Raw genomic sequence first — 26505 nt, 5'->3', positions numbered from 1 at the left:
TTTACCCCTCCTTGCTGGTTCTGACTGCGCAGATGAAGTTTTCCAGTGTGCCAAGGCCCGTCCGTCCGCTCTTTTCCGGATGGAACTGGGCGGCAAACAAATTGCCTCTCTCCACCGCCGCGTCAAAGCGGATGCCATAGTCGGCCATAGCTGCGCTCACCGACCGATCCTCGGCAAAGCAGTAGTAGGAGTGGACAAAGTAATAGTAGGGCTCCTCCGGCAGCCCGGCAAACAGCCGGCTGTCCTTCCGGTACGTCACCGAGTTAAACCCAATATGGGGAATTTTCAGGCCGATTTCCTCCGGGAACCGGCGCACCGTCCCCTTTAGAATTCCAAGGCCTTGTACGCCTGGGGTTTCCTCGCTTTCCTCAAAAAGAAGATGAAGCCCCAGGCAGATGCCCAGAAAGGGCCGCCCGGTTTCCACAAAACTGCGGATGACCTGGGGCAGCCCCCGTTCCTCCAGGGACTTCATGGCGTCCCCGAACGCGCCCACACCGGGCAGAATCGCCGCGTCCGCCGTCAGGATGACATCCTTGTCCGCCGTCAGCGTCACCGGCTCTCCCAGATGGGCAAAGGCCTTCTGCACGCTTTTTAAGTTGCCAGCGCCGTAGTCAATCAAAGCGATCATATCGGTTGTTCACTCTCCGTTATATGGATTGGTACCTGGATGGATTCCTTGTACCGCAAGATCCGGTTTGCATTCCTCGACCAGAACCGCAGACCCATACTCTGCCTGGAAAAGTCTTTCTCTTCGATACCAAAACAGGGCGGGATCGGTTCCCGCCCTGTCAAACTCTCGTTATTTGCTTTCGCTGTACTTCACCGCCGCGCCCACAAAACCGGAAAAGAGCGGGTGAGGACGGTTTGGACGGGACTTGAATTCCGGATGGAACTGGCAGCCCACAAACCACGGATGGTCCGGAATCTCTACCATCTCCACAATCCGCTTGTCCGGCGAAATGCCGCACAGCAGCATACCCGACTGCTCGAGCTCGTCGCGGTAGACGTTGTTGACCTCGTAGCGGTGGCGGTGGCGTTCCTCCACATCCTGCGTGCCGTAGGCCTCGTACGCCTTAGATCCCTCCTGGATATGACAGGGGTACTTGCCCAGGCGCATAGTGCCGCCCAGCTGCTCCACTTCCTTCTGCTCGGGCATCAGGTCGATGAAGGGGTGAAGGGTAGCCGCGTCGATCTCGGCGCTGTTCGCGTCCTCATACCCGAGGACATGGCGGCCGAATTCTATGATGGCGATCTGCATACCTAAACAAATGCCGAAGTAAGGCACTTTATGTTCCCTGGCATACCGGGCGGCCACGATCTTTCCTTCGATGCCGCGGGTACCAAACCCGCCGGGGATCAGGATACCGTCCATATCCTTCATGCGTTCGGCGATGTTCTCCTCGGTCAGTTCCTCCGAATCCACCCAATGGATGTTTACGTCGGTGTTATTGCCAATGCCGCCGTGCTTGAGGGCTTCGGCAACCGACAGGTACGCGTCGTGCAGGCCCACATATTTACCCACCAGGGCGATGTTCACGGTTTTCGGCAGGCTCTTGAGGGTATCGACCATCTTTGTCCAGCCGGTCAGGTCAGGTTCGGGACATTCCATGCCGAAATGCCGCAGCACGATCTGAGGCAGATGCTCCTTTTCCAAGGCCAGCGGAACCTCATAAAGGGTGGGCAGGTCCAGGTTCTCAATGACGCAGTCGTTTCGCACGTTGCAGAACAGGGCGATTTTATTGCGCAGGTCCCGGCCCACCGGCTTCTCCGACCGGCAGACGATCACATCCGGCTGGATGCCGAGGCCCAAAAGTTCCTTGACGCTGTGCTGGGTGGGCTTGGTCTTCTGCTCGCGGGAAGCGTTTAAGTAGGGCACCAGAGTGACGTGGATAAAAATGCAGTTATTTCGGCCGATGTCGGCGGCAAACTGGCGGAAGGCCTCTAAAAACGGCTGGCTTTCGATGTCGCCCACCGTGCCGCCCACTTCAATGAGAGCAAAGTCATAAGAATCCTTCCCCAAGGCGATGCGGCTCTTGATTTCGTTGGTGATATGGGGAATCACCTGCACAGTGCCGCCGTTATAGGCGCCGTTTCGCTCCTTGTGGAGCACCGACCAGTACACCCGGCCGGAGGTAACGTTGCTGTTCTGGGTCAGGCTTTCGTCGATAAACCGCTCGTAATGGCCCAGGTCCAGGTCAGTTTCCGCGCCGTCGTCGGTGACGAACACCTCGCCGTGCTGGAAAGGATTCATAGTCCCCGGGTCCACGTTTAAGTAAGGGTCAAACTTCTGCATGGTCACCTTGTAGCCCCGGGCCTTGAGCAGGCGGCCCAAGGACGCGGCGGTGATTCCTTTTCCCAGACCGGATACCACGCCTCCGGTGACGAATACGTATTTAGTCGGCATGTCAAATACCCTCCATGTATTGAAAGCACATTCCTGTTTCGATCGAACATTTCAGGCGGTTCTCCGCCCGAGACATGCCGGCTGTTATTCCCACTCAATGGTAGCCGGCGGCTTTGAGGTGATATCATAAACGATGCGGTTGACATGAGGCACCTCGTTGATGATGCGGGAGCTGATCTTTCCAAGCACCTCGTAAGGAATTTTCGCCCAGTCGGCCGTCATGAAATCGGTGGTGGTGACGCCCCGCAGAGCGACGGTGTAATCATATGTCCGCTCGTCCCCCATGACTCCCACGCTTCGCATGTTGGTCAGGACCGCGAAATACTGGTTGATGGACCTGTCAAGCCCTGCATCGGCCACCTCCTGGCGGAAAATGGCGTCCGCGTCCTTTAAGATGGCGAGCTTGTCCTCGGTAATGTCCCCAATGATGCGAATGGCAAGGCCGGGACCCGGGAAAGGCTGACGCCAGACCAGAAACTCCGGAATGCCAAGCTCGATACCCGCCCGGCGCACCTCGTCCTTAAACAGGTCGCGCAGCGGCTCGATGAGGCCTTTGAACCCAATATCCTTGGGCAGGCCGCCCACATTGTGGTGGCTTTTGATGTTGGCGGCGGAACCGGCGCCGCTCTCGATCACGTCGGGATAGATGGTGCCCTGCACAAGGTATTCCACCTGGCCGACCTTTTTCGCTTCCTCTTCAAAGACGCGGATAAATTCCTCGCCGATGATCTTGCGCTTGCGCTCCGGATCGCTGACCCCCTTGAGCTTATTAAGGAAGCGGTCCTTGGCGTCCACACGGATGAGGTTGATATCGAACTGCTCCCGGAAGACCTGCTCCACCTCGTCCCCTTCGTTTTTGCGGAGAAGGCCGTGATCGACGAAAATACAGGTGAGCTGCTTGCCCACCGCCTTATGTACCATAACGGCGGCTACTGAGGAATCCACCCCGCCGGACAACGCGCAAAGCACCCGTTTGTCCCCCACCTTCTCGCGGATTTCCGCAATCGCGCGGGCGGTAAAGGAGGACATCTGCCAGTCTCCCGAGCAGCGGCACACCTCAAACAGGAAATGGCGCAGCATCTTCTGGCCCTCCGGGGTGTGCATCACCTCCGGGTGGAACTGCACCGCGTACAGCCCCTGTTCCTTGGACTCCATCGCCGCCACCGGGCAGTTTTTCGTGGTCGCCGTCACCGCGAAACCGGACGGCGGCGTCTTTATGTAATTGGTATGACTCATCCAGCAGGTGGTATCCTTGGTTACGTCGGAAAAGAGGGGCGAAGCGTTGTCCACGCAAAGCTCGGTCAGCCCATATTCCCGGGTATCCGCCCGGGAAACCTCGCCGCCGAACATCTGGCACATGAGCTGAGCCCCGTAGCAGATGCCCAGAACCGGCACGCCCAGCGAAAACATCTCCTTTTCACACGTAGGCGCTCCCTCGTCGAAGACGCTGCTGGGGCCGCCGGTAAAAATAACGCCGCGGTAGCCCTCCGACTGAATGTCCGAAAGGGGCGTGGTATAGGGCTTTACCTCCGAATACACGCCGCATTCGCGCACCCGCCGGGCAATCAGCTGATTGTACTGCCCGCCGAAGTCGAGCACAAGGATTTTTTCCATTCGATGAATCTCCTTTATCGTGAACTTTCCAAAACCTTCTCCATGTTAAGAGCCTGTCTGCCCGTTTTTATACGTGATCTCCGCCGACACCCTGCCGAACACGCAGTTGGCCCGCCACACCACATCCTGGGTCTCGATCTCCAGCGTGGAATTGAACAGGTACTTGACCATGGTGGCCTTCCCGGTTTCATTCTCGTATTTCTTCTGCCAGGAGAGGAACCGGCCGCTGCCGTCCCACTGGTCCACGTCCTCCACCCCGATCATCAAAAACTCGATGGCTTTGGCGGTTTTTGGATCGGTGTTTCCAATCAAAAAACGGGAAGCGGATCCAAGCTCGTCGCCATCGGTGTAGGCGTCGTAATAAAACTGGAAGTTGGTGAAAATCAAAGTGGCCACGCAGACCACCGCCACCAGAATAGAACGCCAGATCCAGCGGCGCTTGTCCTTAAACAGGCCAACCCCTAAAAGCAGCGCGAAAAACGCGGCCAGGCCGACACAGATCCACACAATATTGTCCATAATGGAATCAACGAGGGCGGTAAAATCAATTGACTTTAAAAAGTCCGTCACGATAGCGGTCACCTCATGTCCCGAATTTTGTGCGGCCGTGGGCCTCGGCTCTCATTTCGCCGTCTTTCCGGTTTATTCGCCCCAATCAGGCAGTAATTGTTTATATTATACACGGTTCGGCAAGTTGTTGTCAATGAGGCAAGCCTTCAAAACAAAACCGCCCGGAGACGGGCGGTTTGTGGTTATGGCTTGCTGATCTCGCAAATGGCTTGGGCAATTTCCACGCCGTGGCGAAGCCGGGCGATGTCGGCCACGCTGACCATCCCGGTCACCCGCCCATTTTCCACCACCGGCAGCCGCCGGATCTGCTCGCAGGACATGACCTGCGCCGCATCGTCCACATGCTGGCTTGGCGTCACATACGTGGCTTTTTCAGTCATAATGTCCCCCGCGCGCACCGACTTGGGATTCTCCCCCTTGGCCACGCACCGCAGGACGATGTCCCGGTCGGTGAGCATACCTTTGAGCTCGCTTCCCTCCACCACGGGAATGGCGCCGATGTTGTTGTCCTCCATGAGTCTAGCCGCCTCGTAGACCGACTGGGCCGCCTGGGCGGTCACCACCCGGGTACTCATGATTTCACTGACGTACATACTTGTCACCCTCTCTTCGCTTTGAAAGCCGGTCTTTGGGCAGGAAAATGCCTCAGGAATCCGGCTCTTCAATGGGACTAGTATTTCCGTCTTTTCGCTTCGTTATTCCATAATTGCGTTCAATTACCCGGTTCGGCCGCCATTCCCACGCCCGGCGAAAGCCATGTTCCGCCGCTTCGCCCGTATAATCGGCCTGGTAGCCGGAAAGAAAGGCGGGAACGTGGGTTTTCTTCGCCTTCTTATTATAAGGGCAGACCTCTTGGCACACGTCGCACCCCCAGCAAACGCCGCTTTCTGCAAGCAGGCGTTCTTCCCATCCGGTAAGCGTCCCTTTTTTCTGGGTGACGGCGGAAAGGCATCGCTCCTTTTGGACGCCGCCATTCGATAGCGCCTTGCCTGGGCAAGCGGCCCGGCAGGCCATACAGCCCACACAGCGTTTCATTTGGCCGCCGGTAGGCTCCACTTCCAGATCCGTCACAATTTCGCACAAAAAGCACCAGGAACCGTATGTTTCGCTGATGAGCAGGCCGTTTTCCCCGATCACCCCCAGCCCCGCCTTCGCCGCGGCATAGACCTCGGGGATCGGAGAATTGTCCACAAAAAAAGCAAAGCAGGCCGCCGGGAAGGCGGCCTGAAGGCGGGCGGCGGCGTCCTTAAGCATTCCCGCGGCTGCCTCATGGTAATCGGGTACCCGCGCATACCTGGAAAGGTTGCCCGTTTCCTTCGAAACCAGGTAAGGAAGCAGCAGCATAAACACGGTTTTCGCCCCTTTGGGCAGCCGGGCGGCTGCCCGGCAATCGAGCAGCCGGTCCGCCAGCTCCTCGAACCGGCACGCCCCGCAGACGGGAAACCCGCTTGCGGTCAAATACGGCTCTATTTCACAAAAAGGAAGCATCATATCGAAATCACCTCAAACGCGTCCGTCCGCCTTTCCTACCTGCTAACGAAGCTGGGCGAAAATCCGTTTTTGAGCGCCTGACTTGATCAGGATCGCTGCCAGCGGAATCCCCAGCACCATGCTGGCCGCCGCTTCCCCAAGCCCCACCTCCACGATCATGGAGAACCACAGCGGGTGCCCCAGAGCGAGAGACAGCTCGGTGCCGATGAAGAGGACGTTGAACACCACCGGTGGCAAAGTCGCCAGTACCGGCACCCCTTTGATGCAGACGTTTCGCAGCAGATAGGTGCATACGGCGGCCAGCAAGGTGGCGGCGGAACCCACGAAGATATCCAGGATTCCCAAAATGTTCGTCCCCATGGCGGCGCCTACGGCATTCGACAGAATACAGCCCAAGGTCAGGCCCGGGATGGCGGCGGGGGTAAAAATAGGCAGGATGGTCAGCACTTCGGCCACCCGGCACTGAAACGGCCCAAAGCTGATGGGGGCTAAGGCCAGGGTGAGGGCGGTGTACAGCGCGGCGATGACCGCGCCCTCCACCAGACGGCGTAACGCTTTGTTTGGCATCATTCATCATTCCTTCGTAGTTTTCTTTAAGGTCAGGAGGTTGCGACTGACCGCCGCGAGGAAGCGCGGCACTTTCTATGTCATCCGCTCAAAAAAGCGGTTGCTTTACGGATGGGGGATTTCCGGGTGAAGCTGGTACCAGATTTCCGGCATCAGACAGTCTTCGTTTACTGTGGCGAGGGCGGGATTCACCGCCGTCTCCCCTTCCTGCAAGCGGCGCGCCACGATGACGATGCGCGCGTCGTCAAATAAAAAGGAACAAGAGGACAGGGTCAAAAGCTCGTCGTCCGCGTCCACCGTAACGGGGATGTCGTAAAGAGAACGCTTACGCACTTCGTCGACAAAGCTTAAGAAATCCTCGTCACTGGCAAAATCGGTGCGCAGGTAATTGAAATTGGGTGCGTGTTCCTCCCTTGTGCTGGCATAGAACACGGAAACGATCTCGTAATCCCCTGGGCGGTACACCGTATCCATCTGGATGGCGGCATGCTGCTGGTAATAGGACAGGTCCTTATACTTCTCCATGTCCCCGAACATCTGGCCATTTTCCACCCGGTGGCCGTAGATGATCAGGTTGCGGTCGGTGCCGTCGATTTTGTTGCGGTAATCGAAATAGGGATTGCCGAACACGCTGCGCCGCTTATAGAAGTTACGGTTGAGGTAATACTCGTTGTCCGCCGCCTGGGTGACCGGATAGTTCATCCGGGTGCCGGGCACTTGGATATAGCCGCGCACGTCGGGGTTGTTGCGGTAAAGGTCGGCAAAGGAAGCGGGCACCCAGTCGGGCACCTCCGCCACCGGAGCGGTGGAACCTTCTTCGCCGTCCTGCGTGCTGTCCGGTGCGGGCGGGGCGATGGGGGAAGTGCTGCTGTCCGACCGAGTATAGTCCCCTGCAAGCTGGGAATAAAGGCTGTCGTTCTGGGAGGGCTTGATAAGCTGGTCGTCCACCAGGTACCACACCGAGAAAAGAAACGCCGCCACCGCCGCAAGCAGAAGAAGCTTAAAGAGCACGTCGGAGAACCGGTCCCCCTTCCAAGGCAGGTATTCGGACAAAAAGCCTAGGAAACCCGGGCGTTTGGGTAGCCGGCCTGTGGCGACCGGCCAGGGCGTAATTTCCTTTAGGAACTTTCCGCCGCGGCTTTTTTTGTTGAGCGCGATCCCGGCCTCGAGAAACTCCCGGTCCTTGTCCAGCAAAAGGCGCAGCATGTTGAGCGCATGGGAAGCCGAACCGGTTCGCACATAGGATCGGTCGTTCTCCTTGGCGTACTGCACCTTTTTCACCCAGACCGTCTTCCCGTCGGCCACGGCAATGTAGACAAGGCCCACCGGCTTTTCCGCCGTGCCGCCGGTGGGACCGGCGATGCCGGTGATGCCCACGCCATAGTCCGCCCGGCCGGCTTTTCTTACGCCGATGGCCATGGCACAGGCGGTCTGTTCGCTGACGGCGCCGTATTTCTGCAAGGTCCTGGGCGGCACGCCTAAGAGATTGGTTTTCTTTTCGTTGGAGTAGGTGATGAAGCTGTTTTCAAATACGGCGGAGGCGCCGGAAATATCGGTTATCCGTTTGGCGAGCAGCCCGCCGGTGCAGGACTCGGCACAGGCCACCGTTTTCCCCGCCGCTTTGAGCTTCTCCACCACCGCCGTTTCCAGATTCTCCACGTCCACGCCGTACACGGCGCTTCCAAGCCGCTCCTTAAGCTCCTCCATCATCGGGCGGCACATGGCGTCCGCCACTTCCCTAGAGGCAGCCCTGGCGGTCACCCGCAGCTGCATCTCCCCGGTCTTCGCGTAGGGAGCAACGGTGGGGTTTTCTCCTTGCATCAGGTCCACCGTCATGGCCTCCGCCTTGGACTCGCCCACCCCAAACACATGCAGCGTGTGGGACACGATTACCAGGTCCGACCGCTTTTGCAGCCAGGGACGTACGCTGCGGTCAAACATGTGTCGCATCTCCCTGGGAGGGCCTGGCAGCATGACGACGGACTTACCGTCCTTTTCGATGACGCAGCCGGGGGCGGTGCCCCATTCATTCTCGAAAATCTCGCACCCTTCGGGAAGCATGGCCTGCTTTACGTTATTTTCGGTCATCTCCCGGCCGAGCTTTTCAAAGAACACCTGGATTTTCTCCAAAGACGCCGTGTCCAGCACCCGCTTGACGCCCAGCACCCGGCAGATGCCTTCACAGGTGATGTCGTCCACCGTGGGGCCAAGGCCGCCGGTAGTGATGACCAGGTCGCTGCGGGACAAAGCCTGCCGCAGCGTGGCGGTAAGGCGGTCCATATTGTCCCCCACCACCACCTGGTAATGGACGGTGATGCCGAAGGCGGCCAGCTCCCTGGCCACATACTGGGCGTCGGTGTTGACGATGTCGCCCAAAAGCAGCTCGGTTCCAACGGACAGAATTTCCGCTCTCAATCGAATCCCTCCCGATCTTGTGGCGTGTTTAGTCGGCGTGCAGCATCTGCGCCTGGGCGCCGGCAACGGCCCTTTGCACCATGTTCTCCCATTCGAACGCTCCTTCGGCCTTCACCACTTCCTCGAGGCTCGGCCGGGTTTTGGGATGCTTGGGGGTAAAGACGGTGCAACAGTCCTCATAAGGCTGGATGGAAATTTCAAAGGTCCCGATTTTCCGGGCGATGGTGACGATTTCGTCCTTATCCATACCGATGACCGGACGGAACACCGGCATCTGTGCGATGGCGTCGGTGCAGGCGATGGCCGCCATGGTCTGACTTGCCACCTGCCCGACGCTTTCGCCGGTAATCAGGGCCTGGCACTGGTTCTCAAGCGCCAGCTCCTGGGCGATACGCATCATAAAGCGGCGCATGAGGATGGTGAACAGGTCCTGGGGGCAGTGCTCGCGCAGGTTCTCCTGGATTTCCGTAAAGGGCACCACCAAGAGCTTAATGCGTCCGGCATAACAGGCCACCTGGCGGAGCAGCTCCACCACCTTCATCTGCGCCCGTTCGCTGGTGTAAGGCGGGCTTGCAAAATGTACTGCCGTCAGCTCCACGCCCCGTTTTGCCAGCATATACCCAGCCACAGGGCTGTCGATCCCGCCGGAAATGAGCAGGGCCGCCCGCCCGGCGGTTCCCACCGGCATGCCGCCGGCCCCCGGCAGAGAACCCGCGTGGATGTATGCGCCGAAGTCCCGGATTTCCACCATCACCGTCACGTCCGGATGGTGGACGTCCACCTTCAGATGGGGGAAGGCTTCCAGCAGGCAGCCGCCCACCTCGCTGCAAATTTCCGGGGACTTTAAGGGGAACGCCTTGTCCGCCCGCTTCGCCTCCACCTTAAAGGTGCGCGCGGCCAGGAGGGGATCCTCCAGGTAAAGGGGCGCTTCCTTTAATATCGCGTCCATCCTCTTCTCCGTTACCCGCGCTTTGGACAAGGCCGCCACGCCGAACACCTGGGAAAGTCGCTCCACCGCCTCGTTCAAATCGACATCCTCGGATTTGGGGGTAACGTAGATGGTGGACTGGGCGTTTTGTATGGCAAACTCGCCCAAAGGCTTTAACCGGCGGCGGATGTTCTTTAAAAGCACCGCCTCAAAGGTAGAGCGGTTGAGGCCTTTCAGGGCCAGCTCGCCCACCTTCAATAGTATCATTTCCTGCATATGTTCTCCTCAATTCGGTTATTCTTTTGCCTGCCTGCAAAGCTCGTAAAGGATGTTGAGCGCTTCGATGGGGGTTAAGGTGTTTACGTCCACCTCTCTGAGCCTTCGGGAAATGTTCTCAGCAGCGGACGGGGCAAAGCTCATCTGCCCGCTTTCTTCCGGTTCCGGCGGAGGAGGCGTCTTGCGCTTTCTCGTATGGACCGGCCTTACGGCCGCCGTGCCTTCCCCTTCCAGCTGGCGGAGAATCTGCTTGGCCCTGGCCATCACCGTGTCCGGCACGCCGGCAAGCTTTGCCACCTCGATGCCGTAGCTGTCGTCCGCACCGCCGCGGACAATCCGGCGCAAAAAGGTGATGTCGTCCCCCCGCTTCTTGACGGCAATGTTATAGTTCTTCACTCCGTCGAGCTCGTCTTCCAAAGCGGTCAGCTCATGGTAATGGGTGGCGAACAGCGTTTTCGCTCCCAGCTTCTTTTTATCGGCCACATATTCGAGCACCGCCCGGGCAATGGACATGCCGTCGAAGGTGGAGGTGCCCCGGCCGATTTCATCGAGAATCAACAGACTGCGGCGGGTGGCGTTTTTGAGGATAAAGGCCACCTCGGTCATCTCCACCATAAAGGTGGACTGGCCGGAGGCCAGATCGTCCGACGCGCCCACCCGGGTGAAAATCGAGTCGGTGATACCCACGGTGGCGGCAGCGGCAGGAACAAAGCAGCCGATCTGCGCCATCAGGACAATCAGGGCAGTTTGACGCATGTAGGTGGATTTGCCCGCCATATTAGGCCCGGTAATGATGGCCGCCCGGTTTTCGTCGTCGTCGAGCAGGGTGTCGTTTGGAACAAAGGGCACGTCCTTCATCATGGTTTCCACCACTGGATGGCGGCCTTCCACGATGCGCACCGTGCTCTCCATGTTCACCTCGGGACGGCAGTACCCGTTGATGGCCGCCGTCTGGGCGAAGGAACAAAGCACGTCCAGGCGCGCTACCGCCTGGGCGGTGTTCTGAATGCGGGAAAGCTGGTCAGAGACGAACTTGCGTACCTGCTCGTAAAGCTGGTACTCCATGGCGACAATCCGCTCCTGGGCGCCCAGCACCCGCATTTCCAATTGTTTTAGTTCTTCGGTGATGTAGCGTTCGCAGTTGGTCAGCGTCTGCTTGCGGATATAGGTGGGCGGGACCTGGCTTAAATTGGATTTGGTGACCTCGATATAATAGCCGAAGACCCGGTTGTACCCCACCTTTAAGTTCTTGATGCCGCTTCGCTCCCGCTCCTGAGCTTCAATTTTCGCAATAAAGCTCTTGGAATCGGTCATATCCTCGCGAATGTCGTCGAGTTCTTCCGAATAGCCCTTGCGGATGATGCCGCCTTCCCGCACCGACACCGGCGGTTCGTCTACAATCGCCCGCTCAATGAGGTCGTGCACGTCCTCCAGCGGGTCGATGGCGGTGTGGATTTCCCGCAGCATCCCGGCCTTGGCGTTTTGCAGAATTTCCTTGATGCGAGGCAGAAATTCCAGGGATTTCGAAAGGGCTTTTAATTCCCGGCCCCCCGCCGAACCGTAGACCACCCGGGTCATCAGCCGCTCCATGTCGAACACGCCCTGCATCAGCTCTCCCAGCTCCGCCCGGGCGATGCCTTCGCTGAACAGTTCATCCACGGCGTTTAACCGCTGGGTGATGCGCGCGCAGCTGACAAGCGGCTGCTCAATCCAGAATTTAATGAGCCTCTTGCCCATGGCGGTGCGGGTTTTGTCCAGCACCCAGAGGAGAGAACCCCGCTTTTCCTTGGTGCGCATGGTCTGGATGAGCTCCAAGTTTCTCCGGGTGGACAGGTCCAGCTGCATATACTGGGATTCGCTGTACAGGCTAATGCCCTGGATGCGTTCAAGGCCGGTACGCTGGGTTTCGTAAAGGTATCCCAGCGCCACACCCAAGGCTACGGTAGCGTTAGGTTTCCCCTCCAGTTCCAGGGTTTTTAAGGTACAGTGAAAATGCCGGCGAATCAGGTCGCTGCACTTTGCTTCGTCAAAATTGGCGTCCGGCTGGACCGACACCACGCCGTTTACTTTATTTTTACAGAAATCGGTAATTTCTTTGCTGTGCCCCGCCTCCGGGTTTAAGAGCACCTCGCTGGGGTTAAATCGGCCGATTTCGTTGCAGATGCGCTGGGCTAAATCTCCGTCGTCAAGCTCGGTGACCTGCATGTCGCCGGTAGAGCTGTCGGTAAAGCACAGGCCCGCCCGGTTGCCGAACATGGCGACCACGCACAAAAAGTTATTCTTCCCCTCGTCGAGCATGGAGTTTTCAATGACGGTGCCGGGCGTGACCACCCGCACCACCTCCCGGCGGACCAGGCCCTTGGCCTTGGCCGGGTCCTCCGTCTGCTCGCAGATGGCGACCTTATAGCCCTTGGCCACCAGCCGGGCGATGTACGCCTCGCAGCTGTGATAGGGCACGCCGCACATGGGCGCCCGCTCGTCCTGGCCGCAGTCCCGCCCGGTGAGGGTCAGCTCCAGTTCCTTCGACGCGAGCTTGGCGTCCTCGAAGAACATTTCGTAAAAATCCCCTAATCGGAAAAAGAGGATGGTATCTGGATTCTCTGCCTTGATGTTCTGGTACTGCTGCATCATCGGCGAAAGCTTCGCTGAAAGATTCGCTTTCAACTATAATCACCCCGTCTTCTACCATTCGCCTAAAGTTCCATGGAACTTTTATTACACCACAAGCACGCTGTGCTTGTGGTGTAATATGCCATTTTCGGCGGTTGTCCGTCCGGACGAGCCGAAAGGCATGAAAAATCGTATAATAGTCGCTTTTGCAGCTATTATAACACAAAAACGCAAGGCGGGAAACGACTCTTCGACATTTTTTGCCGCTTCTTCGCTTCCCGCCTTGCGTTTTATTTGCGCCCTTTAGTTGCACCCGGAACAGCCCGAGCAACTGCCCGAACAGCCGCCGGACGCCTGGGCGGTATCCGGGTCGCCGCCGTTTGCGGAAACGGCGATGATGGTGTTGATTTCGTTTAAGAGCGCGTCCATGGCCTGCTTGGCGTCGTTGTAAGCGGCCATGTGCACATTCTGCATGACGGTTTCGTAGCAGTCGCGCAGCTCGGCGTTGAGCCTCTCAAGCTTTTCCTGGTCCTTGTGCTCCTTGCTGGCCTCGGAGTTGATGGAGATGCGCTTGAGGTTGAATTCCCCGATGAGACGCTGAAGCTCCTCGTCCTGGTCGTTTGCCTCCTTGGCGGCCATAAAGGCAAGATAACGCTCGTCCTCCTGGATGGCGTGGCCCAACGCTCTCGTCAGCTGTAAAATATCCATGTTTTTTCCTCCTAAAGTTTGGTTTCTTCGTCGATCGCTTCCCCCACGAGAATCCAGTTCCGCGCGCGGGTCACTTTTACGTTTACCGTGCGCCCGATTTGCTCAGGGCTCCCGGTAAACTCGATGATAATGTTGCCGTCGGTGCGGCCGGTGAGCAGGCCGTTTTTCCCTTCCTCCTCGCACAAAACCTCCACTACCTGCCCCACCATGGAAGCCGAGCGTTTCGCGGCGATTTCCTCCTGCACCTTGAGAAGTTGGGAAAACCAGGCCGACTTTTCTTTGGCCTCAATGGGATCGTCCATTTTGGCGGCGGGAGTCCCTTCTCTGGGAGAAAAAATAAAGGTAAATAAGGACGTGTACCCCACCTCTTTGATGAGGGACAAGGTTTCCTCAAAGTCCTCCCGCGTTTCCCCAGGGAAGCCCACAATGATATCGGAGGTCAGGGAAAGGTCCGGGATGCGCTTTTTCGCATATGCCACCAGATCCAGATACTGCTCCCGGGTATAGTGCCGGTTCATGGCCTTTAAAATGCGGTTGCTGCCGGACTGGACCGGCAAATGCAGATGGTGGGATACTTTGCGGCTTTCGGCGATGACATCAATGAGCTCTTTCGTGGCGTCCTTGGGGTGAGAGGTCATAAACCGGATTTTAAAGTCTCCAGGCAGGGCGTCTATGGTTCTGAGAAGCTGGGCGAAGGATACCGGTTCAGGCAGGTCCTTACCGTAGGAGTTGACGTTCTGCCCCAAAAGGGTAATCTCCTTGTACCCGGCGGCGATGATCTCCTTCGCCTCCGCCACAATGGCTTCCATCGTGCGGCTGCGTTCCCGCCCCCGCACATAGGGAACAATGCAGTAGGAGCAGAAGTTGTTGCACCCATACATGATGGGAAGCCATGCCTTGAGCTCCCCGTCCCGGCGCACTGGCAGCCCTTCCGCCACCACCCCGTCGCTGTCGGGCAGTTCGAACACCCGGCGCTCGCAGGTGAGCAGCCGGTATAGGAGCTCAGGCAGCTGGTGGACCACATGGGTACCGAACACCAGGCTCACGTAAGGGAAGCTTTTGCGGATGCGTTCGGCCACCTGGGGCTGCTGCATCATGCAGCCGCAAAGGCCCAGGATGGTGGCCGGATGGCGCTCCTTGATGTGCTTGAGCGCCCCCACGTTTCCGAATACCCGGTCCTCCGCGTGCTCGCGGATGGCGCAGGTGTTGTATAAAATCAGGTCCGCCTCTTTGGACTCTTCAGTAAACTCGAATCCCATCTGGGCGAGCATGCCCTTGATCCGCTCCCCGTCCGCCACGTTTCCCTGGCAGCCATAGGTATGGACATGGGCCAAAGGCACAGGGTTTCGGGTACGCAGGAGCATGAGCTCCTTCACCTGCTCGGCAAACGCCTGCTGTCGTTGAAGCTCCCCGGCGGGAACCAGTTTGTTGCGTTTCTCAGACAAGAGTTCGTTCCTCCCACTCTATGGCAATGGTCATGGCATCGGCGGGGGCTGTCCCCGCGTGTTTGTTCCCCGCATCGGCGCCGCCGGAAAAACTCCCGGCAGTTCGCGCTTTGTGTAAAACAGGCACACCTGCTCTGTCGGCATAAAACGGCCTTCGTCGCTTTGTACGCTTCGTCCATCGCCGGACCGAACGGCTTTTCCCCATCCGGCAGCCTACCTTTTTTTCTCAGACGTGTGACAGGAAACGGGCGGCTTTATACAGCCGCCCGTTTGAAAGCGAAAGGCCTTTTACTTTGCTACGATGTTGACAAGCTTCCCCTTGACGTAGATTTCCTTGACAATCTGCTTGCCGTCGAGAAGCGGGACGATTTTCTCGGCCGCCTTGGCGCAGGCGATGGCGTCGGCCGCCTCGCTGCCGGCCGAGATGGTGATCCGGTCGCGGACCTTGCCGTTGATCTGCACGGCAACCTCGATCTCGTCTTCTCTGCACTTTTCCTCGTCATACGCCGGCCACTTCTGGTCGGTCACCATGCCGCCGTAGCCCAAGGTTTCCCACAGCTCCTCGGTGATATGAGGCGCGAAGGGGTTCAAAAGCAGAAGCAGGACGCGGTATTCCTCTCTAGTAATGCCGCCGGCCGCCGCGATGTCGTTAATCAAAGCCATCATGGCGGCGATGGCGGTGTTGAACTTCAGGTTGTCAATGTCCTCGGTAACCTTGCGGATGGTTTTGTGAAAAGCTTTTTCCAGCTCTGGGCGGATGGGCCCGTCCATCACATTCTTCTGCAAATCCCAGATCCGGTCCAAAAACCGGCGGCAGCCGCGGATGGAGCTGCTCGACCAGGGCGCAGCCTTCTCAAAGTCGCCGATGAACATCTCATACAGGCGCATGGTATCCGCGCCGTATTCCTTGACGATGTCGTCGGGGTTGACCACGTTGCCTCTCGACTTGCTCATCTTTTCTCCGTTTTCGCCCAGAATCATGCCGTGGCTGGTGCGCTTGGCATAGGGCTCACAGGTGGGAACCACCCCGATGTCGTAAAGGAACTTGTGCCAGAACCTCGAATAGAGCAAATGCAGAGTGGTATGTTCCATGCCGCCGTTGTACCAGTCCACCGGCATCCAGTAGTCGAGCGCTTCCTTGCTGGCAAGCGCCTTGTCGTTGTGCGGGTCGCAGTAGCGCAGGAAATACCAGCTCGACCCGGCCCACTGAGGCATGGTATCGGTTTCCCGCTTGGCTTTGCCGCCGCAATGGGGGCAGGTGGTCTCCACCCAATCGGTCAAAGCAGCCAAAGGGGATTCTCCGTCCTCGGTGGGCTCGTAACTTTCCACCTCCGGCAGCTTTAAGGGAAGCTGGTCCTCCGGCAGCGGCACGTAGCCGCACTTGTCGCAGATGACGATGGGAATCGGCTCGCCCCAGTACCGCTGGCGGGCGAACACCCAGTCTCTCAGCTTGAAGTTGACCTTTGGTTCGCCCAGGCCCTGTTCTTTGAGCCAGGCGGTAATCTTTTCCTTGGCCTCCTCCACGGTCAGCCCGTCGAGCATGCCGGAATTGACCATCACGCCGGTGGCGCAGTCGGTAAACGCTTCTTTCTGAACGTCGCCGCCCTTGACCACCTCGATGATGGGCAGGTCAAACTTCTTGGCAAACTCCCAGTCCCGGGTGTCATGGGCCGGAACCGCCATGATGGCGCCGGTGCCATAGGAAATGAGGACATAGTCGGAAATAAAAATGGGGATTTCCCGGCCGTTGACCGGATTGACGGCCATGACGCCGTCAAGGCGCACGCCGGTCTTGTCCTTGGCCACCTCGGTGCGCTCAAAGTCCGACTTGCGGGCGGCCTCTTCCTGATAGGCCTTGATTTCGTCCAGGTTTTGAAGCCTTTCCGCCCACTTTTCCAGGATCGGGTGCTCCGGGGAAATAACCATATAAGTAGCGCCGAACAGCGTGTCCGGCCGGGTGGTGTACACCCGCAGCTTGTCCCCGGCGGTGGTGGCGAAATCCACCTCCGCACCGGTGGAACGGCCGATCCAGTTTCGCTGCTGGGTTTTGACCCGGTCAATGTAATCCACCTTGTCCAGATCGTCCAAAAGGCGCTGGGCATAGGCGGTAATCTTGAGCATCCACTGGCTCTTGGTCTTGTGAATGACCTCGCCGCCGCACCGCTCGCAGACGCCGCCGACCACTTCTTCGTTGGCAAGCACGCATTTGCAGGAGGTGCACCAGTTGACCGCCATCTCCTTCTTATACGCAAGGCCCTTTTTAAACAGCTGCAGGAAAATCCACTGAGTCCATTTGTAATACTCCGGGTCGGTGGTGTTGATCTCCCGGCTCCAGTCAAAGGAAAGGCCCAACGATTGCAGCTGCTTTTTAAAGCGGGCCACGTTCTGCTTGGTCACGATCTCAGGATGCACGTGATTTTTGATGGCGAAGTTTTCCGTGGGCAGGCCGAACGCGTCCCACCCCATGGGATAGAGGACATTAAAGCCCTCCAGGCGCTTTTTGCGGGCCACAATGTCCAGCGCCGTGTAGCTGCGGGGATGGCCTACATGCAGCCCCTGCCCGGACGGGTAGGGAAACTCCACCAGCGCATAGAATTTCGGTTTGGAATAGTCGTTTTTCGCGTGAAAAACGCCCTTTTCCTCCCAAATATCCTGCCACTTTTTTTCTATCTTCCCAAAGTCGCACTTCATTTTGTTTCTTCCTCCTCAACCTTTGCAAACAATTCCTCCGGCTCAACCGGCTGTCCGTCCGTCCAGAGCCGTTCTAGGGAATAAAAATCGCGGGTGTCCTCCAGGAAGAAGTGGACGACTACATTGCCGTAGTCCACCAAAATCCAGGAAGAAGACTGATACCCCTCCACCCGGGCGGGCGTGAGCGCAAACTTGGTCTTCATCTGGTATTCCACCTCATCCGCCAGCGCCTTAACCTGAGTGGTGGAGGTGCCGGTGCAGATGACGAAGTAATCGGCCAGGATGGTCAAATCCCGGATGTAGATAGCCTTGATGTCCTTGGCCTTCTTTTTATCTAAAACACAAGCGATTTCCTGAGTCAGTTCCAATGCTGTCATTCGCGTTTCTCCTTTTCCGCCTGGGCTTGCAAAGCGAGCAGGCTCTCGTTGTAAGCGTCGATGGTGTCCGGGGCGACCGTGCGGTCCCGCCGGATGAGGTCGGTCACGGTAAACGCAATCCCTTCCACGATGGCCTTTTCCAGGCTTTCCTTTGCAATCTCCCGCACCACCTGGGCGTCCTCATAGTCCCGATCGTCCGACGTGTAATCGGCCACAAATACCACTTTTTCCAATAGCGACATGCCCGCCCTGCCGGTGGTATGGTAGCGGATGGCGTCGAAGATAGCCGGGTCGTCGATGCCCAGTACATCGCGCACATAAATGGCGCCTGCGATTCCGTGCCACAGCTTCTGGGACGAGCGTTCCACATTCGTAAGGATTGTACCAGAATTCTCGATGATTTGCAACTGGGCGTCCCCGCCCGCGTCCTTCATCACGTCGTGCAAAAGTCCAGCGATACGCGCCTTCTCCACGTCGGCGCCATACCTTCGTGCCAGCCGCACCGCCGCCTTGGATACCTCAATGGAATGCACGTACCGCTTCTCGGTTAGTTTTTCCCGCAAAACCGCCTCGTACTCCATATGCCTGTCGCTTCCCTTCCGCTTGCATTTATTGATAGAGCTTACGCTCGCATATATACTGTTTTACCGCTTGTGGCACCAGATCGTCCACCGGTTCTCCCGCCCGCAGCCGATCGCGCACCAAAGTGGAGGAAATGGGCAGCAGCGGGAAATTAACGACGGCGGTCTGCGCGCCGTACACGGCCCGCAGCCGGTCGGCGTAGCGGTATAGGTCCTCCGCCGAGTCCTCGTCCCTGGGCGCCGCGCAGAGCACCGCCAGATGAGCGATGTCCCCAAACCGGTACCACTGTTCCAGCGTGAGAAACATGTCTGCCCCGGTGATGAGATAGAGGGCGCTGTCCGGGTAGCGGCGATGAAATTCCAAAAGGGTATCCACCGTGTAGCTTTTGCCGCCCCGGATCAGCTCTACGTCGGACACGTCGAGCCCTTCTTCTCCTTCTACCGCCAGCTTGCACATTTCATACCGCTCGTCCCCGCCCGCCAGGTCTTTATGCACCTTGTGGGGCGGCGTGGCGGTGGGGACCAAAAACACCGTATCGAGCCCCAGCGCCTTTCGAAACCGCTTTGCCAGGCTGATATGGCCCAGATGCACCGGGTTGAAAGTTCCTCCGTAAATGCCGATTTTCTGCAACGTTTGCCACTCCCATCCGAGTGAAGGTTATCCCGGTCAGATCAGCTCGATTTTCGGCTCCTTGGGATTGCGCCGAAAGAGCACGAACCGGCTGCCGATCACCTGCACCACGTCCGCCTTCGCGCACGCCGCCACCGCCTGGGCCACTTCCTTCACCGATTCGGGCGAGGTTTCCAGCACCCGCACCTTAATCAGCTCGCGCACCCGAAGCGCGTCATCCACCTGGGCGATGAGCGCGTCGTTGACGCCGCCCTTCCCCACCTGAAAGATGGTTTCCATGGTATTGGCAAGGCCCCGCAAATAGGCCCTTTGCTTGCTCGTTAACATATCGTTTCTCCGTTCTTTGTTATTGTCCGCTTTCCCGCTCTCTTAAAGCCTGCTGAAGCTTTTTAAGCGCCCTGCCCCGGTGGCTCATGCCGTCCTTTTCCCGGTCGGTCAACTGGGCGAAGCTGCGCCCGTCTTCGATTAAAAACACCGGGTCATAGCCGAAGCCGCCCTCGCCCACCGGCTCGAACGCAATGGTTCCCTCGCATTCGCCCTGGACGCAGAGCTCTTCTCCCGACTCCAGGATACAGCACACCGCGCAGACAAACCGGGCCGTGCGCTTCTTTTCCGGCACTCCTTCCAGGTTTCGAAGGAGCTTTTCGATGCGCATTTCATTGGTGGCGCCTTCTCCCGCGTACCGGGCGGAATAAATGCCCGGCGCGCCGTTTAGCGCGTCCACCGCCAGGCCGGAATCGTCCCCAATAGAGGGAAGGCCGCTTTTCTCAAAGGCGGCTCTCGCTTTAATCTGGGCGTTCTCTAAAAAAGTTTTCCCGGTTTCCTCCACGTCGGAGAAATCCACGCCCACTTCCTTTAAGGAAACCGGCTCGATGCCGATGGGACGAAGAAGCCGGGCGATTTCCTCCAATTTGTCCCGGTTCTGGGTGGCGACTACAAACCGCTTCATTCAGCCGCCTCCCCGCCCTCAAACAAAGCCTTCGCAAAGGCCGCCGAATCAAAGGGCTGCAGATCGTCCATCTGTTCGCCCACACCGATGTATTTCACCGGAACTTCCAGCTCCTCCATGATGGAGATGACCACGCCTCCCTTGGCGGTGCCGTCGAGCTTTGTCAGTACAATGCCGGTAATGCCCGCCGCATTCTTGAATTCCCTGGCCTGGTTGACGGCGTTTTGCCCCGTCGTCGCGTCGAGCACCAGCAAAACCTCTTCGTCCGCGTCCGGCAGTTCCCGCTTGATAACCCGGCTGATTTTCGCAAGCTCGTCCATCAGGTGCTTTTTGTTGTGAAGGCGGCCGGCCGTGTCCACAATCACCACGTCCGCGTGCCGGGCCTTGGCCGCCGCGATGGCGTCGAACACCACTGCCGCCGGGTCCGCCCCTTCCGCATGGCGGACAATCTCGGTCTTGCTGCGCTCTGCCCAGATTTGCAGCTGCTCGCCCGCCGCGGCGCGGAAGGTATCCCCCGCCGCCAGGATGACCTTTTTTCCCTCTTCCCTGAGCTGGTTTGCAAGCTTGCCGATGGTGGTGGTTTTGCCCACTCCGTTGACGCCGATGACCAGGATGATGGAGGGCCGGCTGCTCAGATGAAGGGTCTGGTCCCCTTCCAAAAGCTCGGCGATGATCTCCCTGAGTAAGCCCCGGACCTCCTCCGGATCGGTAATCTTCTGCTTTTTGACCCGCTCGCGCAGTTCTCCGCAGATGCGTTCGGAGGTGAGCATCCCCACGTCCGCCATAATCAGAATTTCTTCCAGCTCCTCAAACAACTCCTCGTCCACCTTCTTGAAGGATTTGAAGAGGCTGTCCATCTGCTGGGCCATATTGTCCCGGGTCTTTTTCAGCCCCTGGGCGATTTTCGAAAAGAGTCCCATACGTTTGTTTCCTTTCTTCCCGCTATTCTCGTATGCAAAAGCTGCCCCCGGCAGCCGTATGCGTATATTAAGACAAATGCCACTTCTCCTGCAGCTCGGACGCCCGCAGCTCTAGGAGCTTGGACACGCCCTCCTCCTGCATGGTCACCCCGTAAAGCACGTCCGCTTCCTCCATGGTGCCTCTGCGGTGGGTGATGGCGATGAACTGGGTGTTGCCGCTCATGCGCCGCAGATAGGAAGCGAACCGGCTGACGTTCACATCGTCCAGCGCCGCCTCGATTTCATCGAGCACGCAGAAGGGAGACGGGCTTACCCGCAGGATGGCAAAGTAGAGGGAAATGGCTACCAGCGCCTTTTCCCCTCCCGAGAGGCTGTCTAGATGGGTGATGATTTTCCCGGGCGGCTGCACGGAAATTTCAATGCCGGAGGTGAGCACGTCTTCGGGATCGGTCAAGGTAAGCTGCGCCTTACCGCCGCCGAAAAGCTCGGTGAAAATCTGGCCGAACTCGCCGTTGATCTTCGCAAACCGGTCCAAAAACAGCTCGTGCATCTTCCCGGTGAGCTCTTTGATCAGGCGGTAAAGCTCGTCCCGGGCATGCTCCACGTCCTCCACCTGGGCTTTCAGGAAGGTATAGCGTTCGCTGACCTCTTTATATTCCTCGATGGCGCTGACGTTTACCGAACCCAGCGACCGGATGGCGTTTTTGATTTCGCCCAGCCGCCGCTGGGCCTTGGGCAGGTCCTCTACCGGCGCGGCGGCTTCCTCCGCCTCCCGCCGGGTCAGCTCGTACTCGTCCCACAGCTTTTTGATGAGCTCGTCGTAGTCCTTCTGGCTGGCCGCCTTGCGCTCTTCCATCCGGGCAAGCTCCCGGCCCAGGCGCTCGCGCTCGTCCGACCGTTCTTTTTCCTGCCCGCGCAGCTCCTGAAAACGCCGGCTGCAGCCTTCCCGCTGTTCGGTTTTCTCGCGGATGTCGTTTTCCGCCCTGGCCGCCTGCTCGCGCAGAGCCCGGGCGGATTGCAGCCGCTGGGTGATGTCCTGGGTCAGCTGCTCGTTCTTCTGAAGAAACTCCGCTTTTTGAAGCTCTAGTTCCTCCTTGTGTCTTGCTTGCCCGCTTTTTCGCTCTTCTAACTGCCGGATGGACTCTCTAGCCGCTTCCACGTCCTTCTCCACCGCCAGAAGTTCCAGCCGCAGCGTTTCGCTCTTTGCGGAAAGCTGCTCGCGGCGGCGGTCCAAATCCTCCCGTCCGCCGGTAAGCGCCGCCAGCTCCTCTTGAACTTTCTCCTTCTGTGCGGCGATGTCCGCAGCATCCTTGCCCACGTTTTCCAAAGCCGCCGTCAGCTCCGCCTTTTTATCGGCCAAAAGAGTGCGCTGCACTTCGATGGACCGCAGGTTCTGCTCCGCGGTCAAAAGCTGGCTCTCCACCCGCTTTTGCTCCGCCTCAAAGCGGATGCGATCCTCCTGGGCGGTGACGATTTCTCCTTTGACGCCGGAAAGCTCCGCCTGGGACGCGGCCAGCTCTTCGGCAAAGGCCTGCTGCTTCTGCCTGGCAGCAACAGCCTGCCCTTCCAACGCCTTCGCCTGCCCCTTGATTTTTTCAATTTCGGTTCGCCGGCCCAAAAGCCCGGCATTCTTCGTGTGAGAGCCGCCGGTCAGGGAACCGCCGGCGTTGACCACCTGCCCGTCCAAGGTTACCACACGGAATTTATAGGAATACCGCTTGGCGATGGCAATGGCGCAGTCCAAATCCTCCGCCACCGCCACCCGTCCAAGCAAAGAAGTGACGATGCCCTCGTATTTCGGGTTATATTCCACAAGTCCCGCGGCGATTCCCACAAACCCGTAGCAGTCGTCAAGCCCTTTCTCATAAAGCCGGGTTCCCTTGACGGAGGTGACCGGCAGGAAGGTGGCGCGGCCGCCGTCGCCCCGCTTTAAATAAGCGATGGCCGTTTTCGCGGCGTTCTCGTCTTCGGTGACAATGTTCTGCATGGCGCCGCCCAGCGCCGTCTCGATGGCCTGGGCGTATTCTCCCGGCACGGTGATGAGCCGGGACACCGGACCTAGTATGCCCCGCAGCGTCCCGTGAGACGCCTGTTTCATTACATTTTTGACCGAATACGCAAAGCCCTCTAAATTTCGTTCCAGATCCTCAAGCAGTCTTGCCCGCCGGTGCATTTCATTTGCGTCCAGGGAAAGCTTGTCCGCCAGCTGTCTCTGCCCGTCCAGCCGCTTTTGGCGGCTTTCCAGGCGGATTTGATAGCCCTTGGCGGCATTTTGCAGGCTTTCCATGTGCCCGCCCAGCTCTTTGAGCCCGTCCTGGATTTCCACAAGCTCCCGCAGCAGCGCGTCCTTGGTGAGTGTCGCCGCCTGCTGGGACTCGTCGAGCGTTCTTTGCCGCCCTTCAATGCTTTCCAGCTCCGACTGGGCGGTGATGGACGTGATGCGCACGTCCGCGTCCTTCTGAGTAAGCACGGAAAGGTCCTTGCTCAAACGGTCCATCTGCTCGGAATGACCCAGGTTTTGTTCCAGCAGCTCCTGCATCCGGGCGGTGCACTCGTTGAGCCGGGCGGTCTTTTCCGCCGCCGTTTGCCCGCCCTTCTTCATTTTTTCCTCATATTCGGCCATCTGCCCGCGCAGTTCTTCCCCTGACTGGCTGCTGGCCGCAATTTCCCCTTCGATGCGCTGGATGGAAGCCAGGTTGTGCTCCACCGTGTTCTTGAGGACGTTTCCTTCCCCTTCGGTGCGCACCGCCTGCTCTTCCAGCGAGGAAACCGACCGGCGCACCTCGTCGATGGCGGCCGCCAGCCGGCCCGACTCGATCTGCACCTCTTCAATTTCCCGCTCAATGCCGGAAAGCGTTTCTTCCACGCCCTCGTGCTGGCTGCGGGCGGACAAGAGCTTATGCTCCTGCTCCAAGAGGATTTCCTTGGCTCTGCTGAGGCTCTTGACCCAGATGCCGATTTCCAGCTCTTTTTTCTCGCCGGATAACGTTAGAAACTTTTCCGCCTTGGCCGCCTGCTCTTTGAGCGGCTCCACCCGGCCTTCCAGCTCCTTTAAAATATCTAGCAGCCGGACGAGATTTTCCTCTGCCGCAGAAAGGCGGCGCTCCGCCTCGATTTTTCGGTAGCGGTATTTGGAGATGCCCGCCGCTTCCTCGAAGATTTCCCGGCGTTCGTCCGACTTGGAGCCCACAATGTCGGCAATTTTGCCCTGGCCGATGATGGAATACCCGTCCCGGCCGAGACCGGTATCCATAAAGAGCTCGTGCACGTCCTTGAGCCTTACTGCCGCGCCGTTTAGCAGATAGTCCGACTCGCCCGACCGGTAATACCGCCGGGTAACCCGCACGTCGTCGCTGTCGAAATTAAGGCTCCGGTCAGTGTTGTCGATAGTCAGGGACACTTGGGCAAAGCCCTTGGCCTTGCGGGTGGAAGTACCCACAAAGACCACGTCCTCCATGCGCGCGCCACGCAGCTGGCGGGAGGACTGCTCGCCCAGCACCCAGCGTACCGCGTCGCTGATGTTGCTTTTGCCGGAGCCATTGGGGCCTACCACCGCCGTGACGCCCTGGCCGAAGGTCAGAGTGGTCTTGTCCGCGAAGGATTTAAAGCCCTGCAGTTCAAGGGATTTTAACAGCACCAAAGTTCCGCCTTTCTATGTACGAGTGATTCGAAGCTCTCCCGCCTTCATCCCTTCTTCGGGGACCACCTTGCAGGAGAAGCCAAGCTCTTGTAACCGGGCCAGATTGCGTTTCTTCTGCCCCGTCATTTTCGATTGGTCCCTTGGATTGGTATGGATGCAATAGCGCCCCGGCTCCCTGCCGCTCAGTAGTCTCTCTGCCCGGCAAAAGAACCGTTCGTTCTCGCAAAGCTCACCGAAAGCCGGATGCCAAGGCCCCGCAAGCCGGTGCTCCTGTAAAGATACCTCGGCGTGCAGCCCCACCCGGATGACCCGGATGTGCCGCTTCTCAAAGAAGTCCAGAAGTCTGGCGCAGAGGGCCACCGTCTCCCATAGCCCCGGCGGCGTATACCGGCCTTCTAAGTACCAGCCGGCAAGAGGGGTCCCCTCCATAACCACCGTGGGGTAAATACGCACCGTGTCCGGCTTCAATGCCGCCAGCTCATGGGCGGTACGCCGGGCACCCTCGTCGGTGTCGCCATAAAGCCCAGTCATCATCTGAAGGCCTAGAGAAAGCCCCGTCTTCTGAATGCGCGCGGCCGCTTCCCTTACGTCCCGGACGGTATGGCCCCGCCCGTTTTTTTCGAGCACCGCATCATCCATGCTCTGGGCGCCCAGCTCTACCGCGGTAACGCCGTAAGCCTTTAAAAGGCCGAGCACCTCTTCGTCCACCGCGTCGGGCCGGGTGGAAACCCGGATGCCGGAAAGCTTCCCCTCGCCCACATAGTCCCGCGCCGCCTCCAGCAGCCCGCACATGAGGCCGCGGTCGATCGCGGTAAAGCTGCCGCCGAAAAAGGCAAGCTCGCTGTCTTTTGTGCGGTCGCCCAGAGCCTTTAACGCCTGTTCGGCTGTCTTGCGCACCGTTTCGGGCGTGGGAATTTGCGCCTGCCCGGAAATACACCTCTGGTCGCAGAAGCTGCAGGCATACGGGCAGCCCGCGTGGGGAACAAAAATAGCCACGTTTGCGTGCTTCACTTGTCGCAGCCCATCAAGTGCAGCGCTTCCCTTGCCGCCTGTTGCTCCGCTTCCTTTTTGCTGTGCCCGCTTCCTTTGCCGATGCAGTTGGAATTTAAAAACACCTCTACCGTGAAGCGCTTGTCGTGGTCCGGCCCGCTCTCACCCGTCAGGACATAGCTCAGGCTTTCGCCTGGATTTTGCTGAACAATCTCCTGAAGGGTGGTCTTGTAGTCCCGGAACGGCTTCGCGTTGACGGTGCTTTCCTCTTTAACAAAGCGCAGGATGTGCCGCCTGGCGGGTTCCATGCCTCCGTCCAGATAGATGGCGGCAATGACCGCCTCAAACGCATCCGCCAGCACCGAAGGCCGTTCCCGTCCGCCGGTGTGCTGCTCGCCCTTGCCCAAAAGCAGGTACTTGCCCAAATCAATTTCCCTTGCAAAGCGGCAAAGGGACTTTTCACACACCAAGGCCGCCCGCATCCGAGTCAGTTCTCCCTCTGGCTGGGTTTCGTAACTGCGGTAAAGATAGTCGGACACTACGATGCTCAGTACCGAGTCTCCCAAAAATTCCAGCCGTTCATTGCTCACCCCGCCTTTTTTTCCTTCGTTAGCATAGGACGAATGGGTCAGCGCCGTTTTCAGCAGGCCTTCGTTTTGGAAGGTATACCCGATTTTCTTTTGCAGTTCCTTCATGTG

The 26505-nt window shown here is 58.5% G+C and carries 22 protein-coding genes; all 22 read right to left on the bottom strand.

Annotation, left to right across the window (positions count from 1 at the left end):
• Nucleotide 1: 1 nt before the first annotated feature.
• Nucleotides 2-628, bottom strand: coding sequence for an imidazole glycerol phosphate synthase subunit HisH (gene hisH / locus WMO26_RS08565; protein ID WP_349219626.1), 627 nt, complete (start codon nt 626-628; stop codon nt 2-4).
• Nucleotides 629-799: 171 nt separating this feature from the next.
• Nucleotides 800-2404, bottom strand: a complete 1605-nt coding sequence (pyrG, locus tag WMO26_RS08560) for a CTP synthase (RefSeq protein ID WP_349219625.1) — start codon at nt 2402-2404, stop codon at nt 800-802.
• Nucleotides 2405-2488: 84 nt separating this feature from the next.
• Nucleotides 2489-4018: a glutamine-hydrolyzing GMP synthase gene (guaA, locus tag WMO26_RS08555; RefSeq protein WP_349219623.1), complete on the bottom strand. Its 1530-nt coding sequence runs from the start codon at nt 4016-4018 to the stop codon at nt 2489-2491.
• 45 nt (nt 4019-4063) lie between these two features.
• Nucleotides 4064-4588, bottom strand: a complete 525-nt coding sequence (locus WMO26_RS08550; protein WP_349219621.1) for a hypothetical protein — start codon at nt 4586-4588, stop codon at nt 4064-4066.
• Nucleotides 4589-4770: 182 nt separating this feature from the next.
• Nucleotides 4771-5181, bottom strand: coding sequence for a CBS domain-containing protein (locus tag WMO26_RS08545; protein WP_349219619.1), 411 nt, complete (start codon nt 5179-5181; stop codon nt 4771-4773).
• 52 nt (nt 5182-5233) lie between these two features.
• Entirely contained in the window at nt 5234-6079 is an 846-nt protein-coding gene (locus WMO26_RS08540) for an epoxyqueuosine reductase (RefSeq protein ID WP_349219617.1), read from the bottom strand.
• 42 nt (nt 6080-6121) lie between these two features.
• Entirely contained in the window at nt 6122-6649 is a 528-nt protein-coding gene (locus WMO26_RS08535; RefSeq protein ID WP_349219616.1) for a QueT transporter family protein, read from the bottom strand.
• Nucleotides 6650-6751: 102 nt separating this feature from the next.
• On the bottom strand, nt 6752-9061 hold the full coding sequence (locus WMO26_RS08530) for a competence/damage-inducible protein A (protein ID WP_349219614.1): 2310 nt from the start codon (nt 9059-9061) through the stop codon (nt 6752-6754).
• A gap of 28 nt (nt 9062-9089) precedes the next feature.
• Entirely contained in the window at nt 9090-10265 is a 1176-nt protein-coding gene (thiI, locus tag WMO26_RS08525) for a tRNA uracil 4-sulfurtransferase ThiI (RefSeq protein ID WP_349219612.1), read from the bottom strand.
• Between the two features lie 18 nt (nt 10266-10283).
• Nucleotides 10284-12896 (bottom strand): DNA mismatch repair protein MutS, encoded by a 2613-nt coding sequence (mutS, locus tag WMO26_RS08520; RefSeq protein WP_349219648.1) that lies wholly within the window; start codon nt 12894-12896, stop codon nt 10284-10286.
• Nucleotides 12897-13178: 282 nt separating this feature from the next.
• Nucleotides 13179-13583: a YlbF/YmcA family competence regulator gene (locus tag WMO26_RS08515; protein ID WP_349219610.1), complete on the bottom strand. Its 405-nt coding sequence runs from the start codon at nt 13581-13583 to the stop codon at nt 13179-13181.
• Between the two features lie 11 nt (nt 13584-13594).
• Nucleotides 13595-15028 carry a tRNA (N6-isopentenyl adenosine(37)-C2)-methylthiotransferase MiaB gene (miaB, locus tag WMO26_RS08510; RefSeq protein WP_349219608.1) on the bottom strand — a complete coding sequence of 478 codons (1434 nt, stop codon included), beginning with the start codon at nt 15026-15028 and terminating at the stop codon, nt 13595-13597.
• A 288-nt stretch (nt 15029-15316) separates the two neighbouring features.
• The gene (leuS, locus tag WMO26_RS08505; protein ID WP_349219606.1) at nt 15317-17719 is read right to left on the bottom strand and encodes a leucine--tRNA ligase; all 2403 of its coding nucleotides are present in this window, start codon (nt 17717-17719) and stop codon (nt 15317-15319) included.
• On the bottom strand, nt 17716-18096 hold the full coding sequence (gene rsfS, locus WMO26_RS08500) for a ribosome silencing factor (protein ID WP_349219605.1): 381 nt from the start codon (nt 18094-18096) through the stop codon (nt 17716-17718). The genes leuS and rsfS overlap by 4 nt, the downstream gene beginning before the upstream one ends.
• Nucleotides 18093-18677, bottom strand: coding sequence for a bis(5'-nucleosyl)-tetraphosphatase (symmetrical) YqeK (gene yqeK, locus WMO26_RS08495; RefSeq protein ID WP_349219603.1), 585 nt, complete (start codon nt 18675-18677; stop codon nt 18093-18095). Before yqeK ends, rsfS begins: the two co-directional genes overlap by 4 nt.
• A gap of 28 nt (nt 18678-18705) precedes the next feature.
• Nucleotides 18706-19308: a nicotinate-nucleotide adenylyltransferase gene (gene nadD / locus WMO26_RS08490; protein WP_349219602.1), complete on the bottom strand. Its 603-nt coding sequence runs from the start codon at nt 19306-19308 to the stop codon at nt 18706-18708.
• 36 nt (nt 19309-19344) lie between these two features.
• A complete protein-coding gene (yhbY, locus tag WMO26_RS08485; protein WP_349219600.1) occupies nt 19345-19635 on the bottom strand; it encodes a ribosome assembly RNA-binding protein YhbY in 291 nt (96 codons plus the stop codon).
• Between the two features lie 19 nt (nt 19636-19654).
• Nucleotides 19655-20257 carry an RdgB/HAM1 family non-canonical purine NTP pyrophosphatase gene (gene rdgB, locus WMO26_RS08480; protein WP_349219598.1) on the bottom strand — a complete coding sequence of 201 codons (603 nt, stop codon included), beginning with the start codon at nt 20255-20257 and terminating at the stop codon, nt 19655-19657.
• Entirely contained in the window at nt 20254-21177 is a 924-nt protein-coding gene (gene ftsY, locus WMO26_RS08475; RefSeq protein WP_349219596.1) for a signal recognition particle-docking protein FtsY, read from the bottom strand. The genes rdgB and ftsY overlap by 4 nt, the downstream gene beginning before the upstream one ends.
• 67 nt (nt 21178-21244) lie before the next feature.
• Nucleotides 21245-24814 carry a chromosome segregation protein SMC gene (gene smc, locus WMO26_RS08470; RefSeq protein WP_349219595.1) on the bottom strand — a complete coding sequence of 1190 codons (3570 nt, stop codon included), beginning with the start codon at nt 24812-24814 and terminating at the stop codon, nt 21245-21247.
• A gap of 15 nt (nt 24815-24829) precedes the next feature.
• Nucleotides 24830-25813: an elongator complex protein 3 gene (locus WMO26_RS08465; RefSeq protein ID WP_349219594.1), complete on the bottom strand. Its 984-nt coding sequence runs from the start codon at nt 25811-25813 to the stop codon at nt 24830-24832.
• 11 nt (nt 25814-25824) lie between these two features.
• A complete protein-coding gene (gene rnc, locus WMO26_RS08460) occupies nt 25825-26502 on the bottom strand; it encodes a ribonuclease III (protein WP_349219593.1) in 678 nt (225 codons plus the stop codon).
• Nucleotides 26503-26505 lie beyond the last annotated feature (3 nt).

Origin of the sequence: Solibaculum intestinale, from assembly GCF_040096205.1 — a bacterium.
In the GTDB taxonomy this organism is placed as follows: Bacteria; Bacillota; Clostridia; order Oscillospirales; family Acutalibacteraceae; genus Solibaculum_A; species Solibaculum_A intestinale.
The sequence above is the reverse complement of the archived record's forward strand: the minus strand, read 5'-3'. Positions and strand labels throughout refer to the sequence as shown.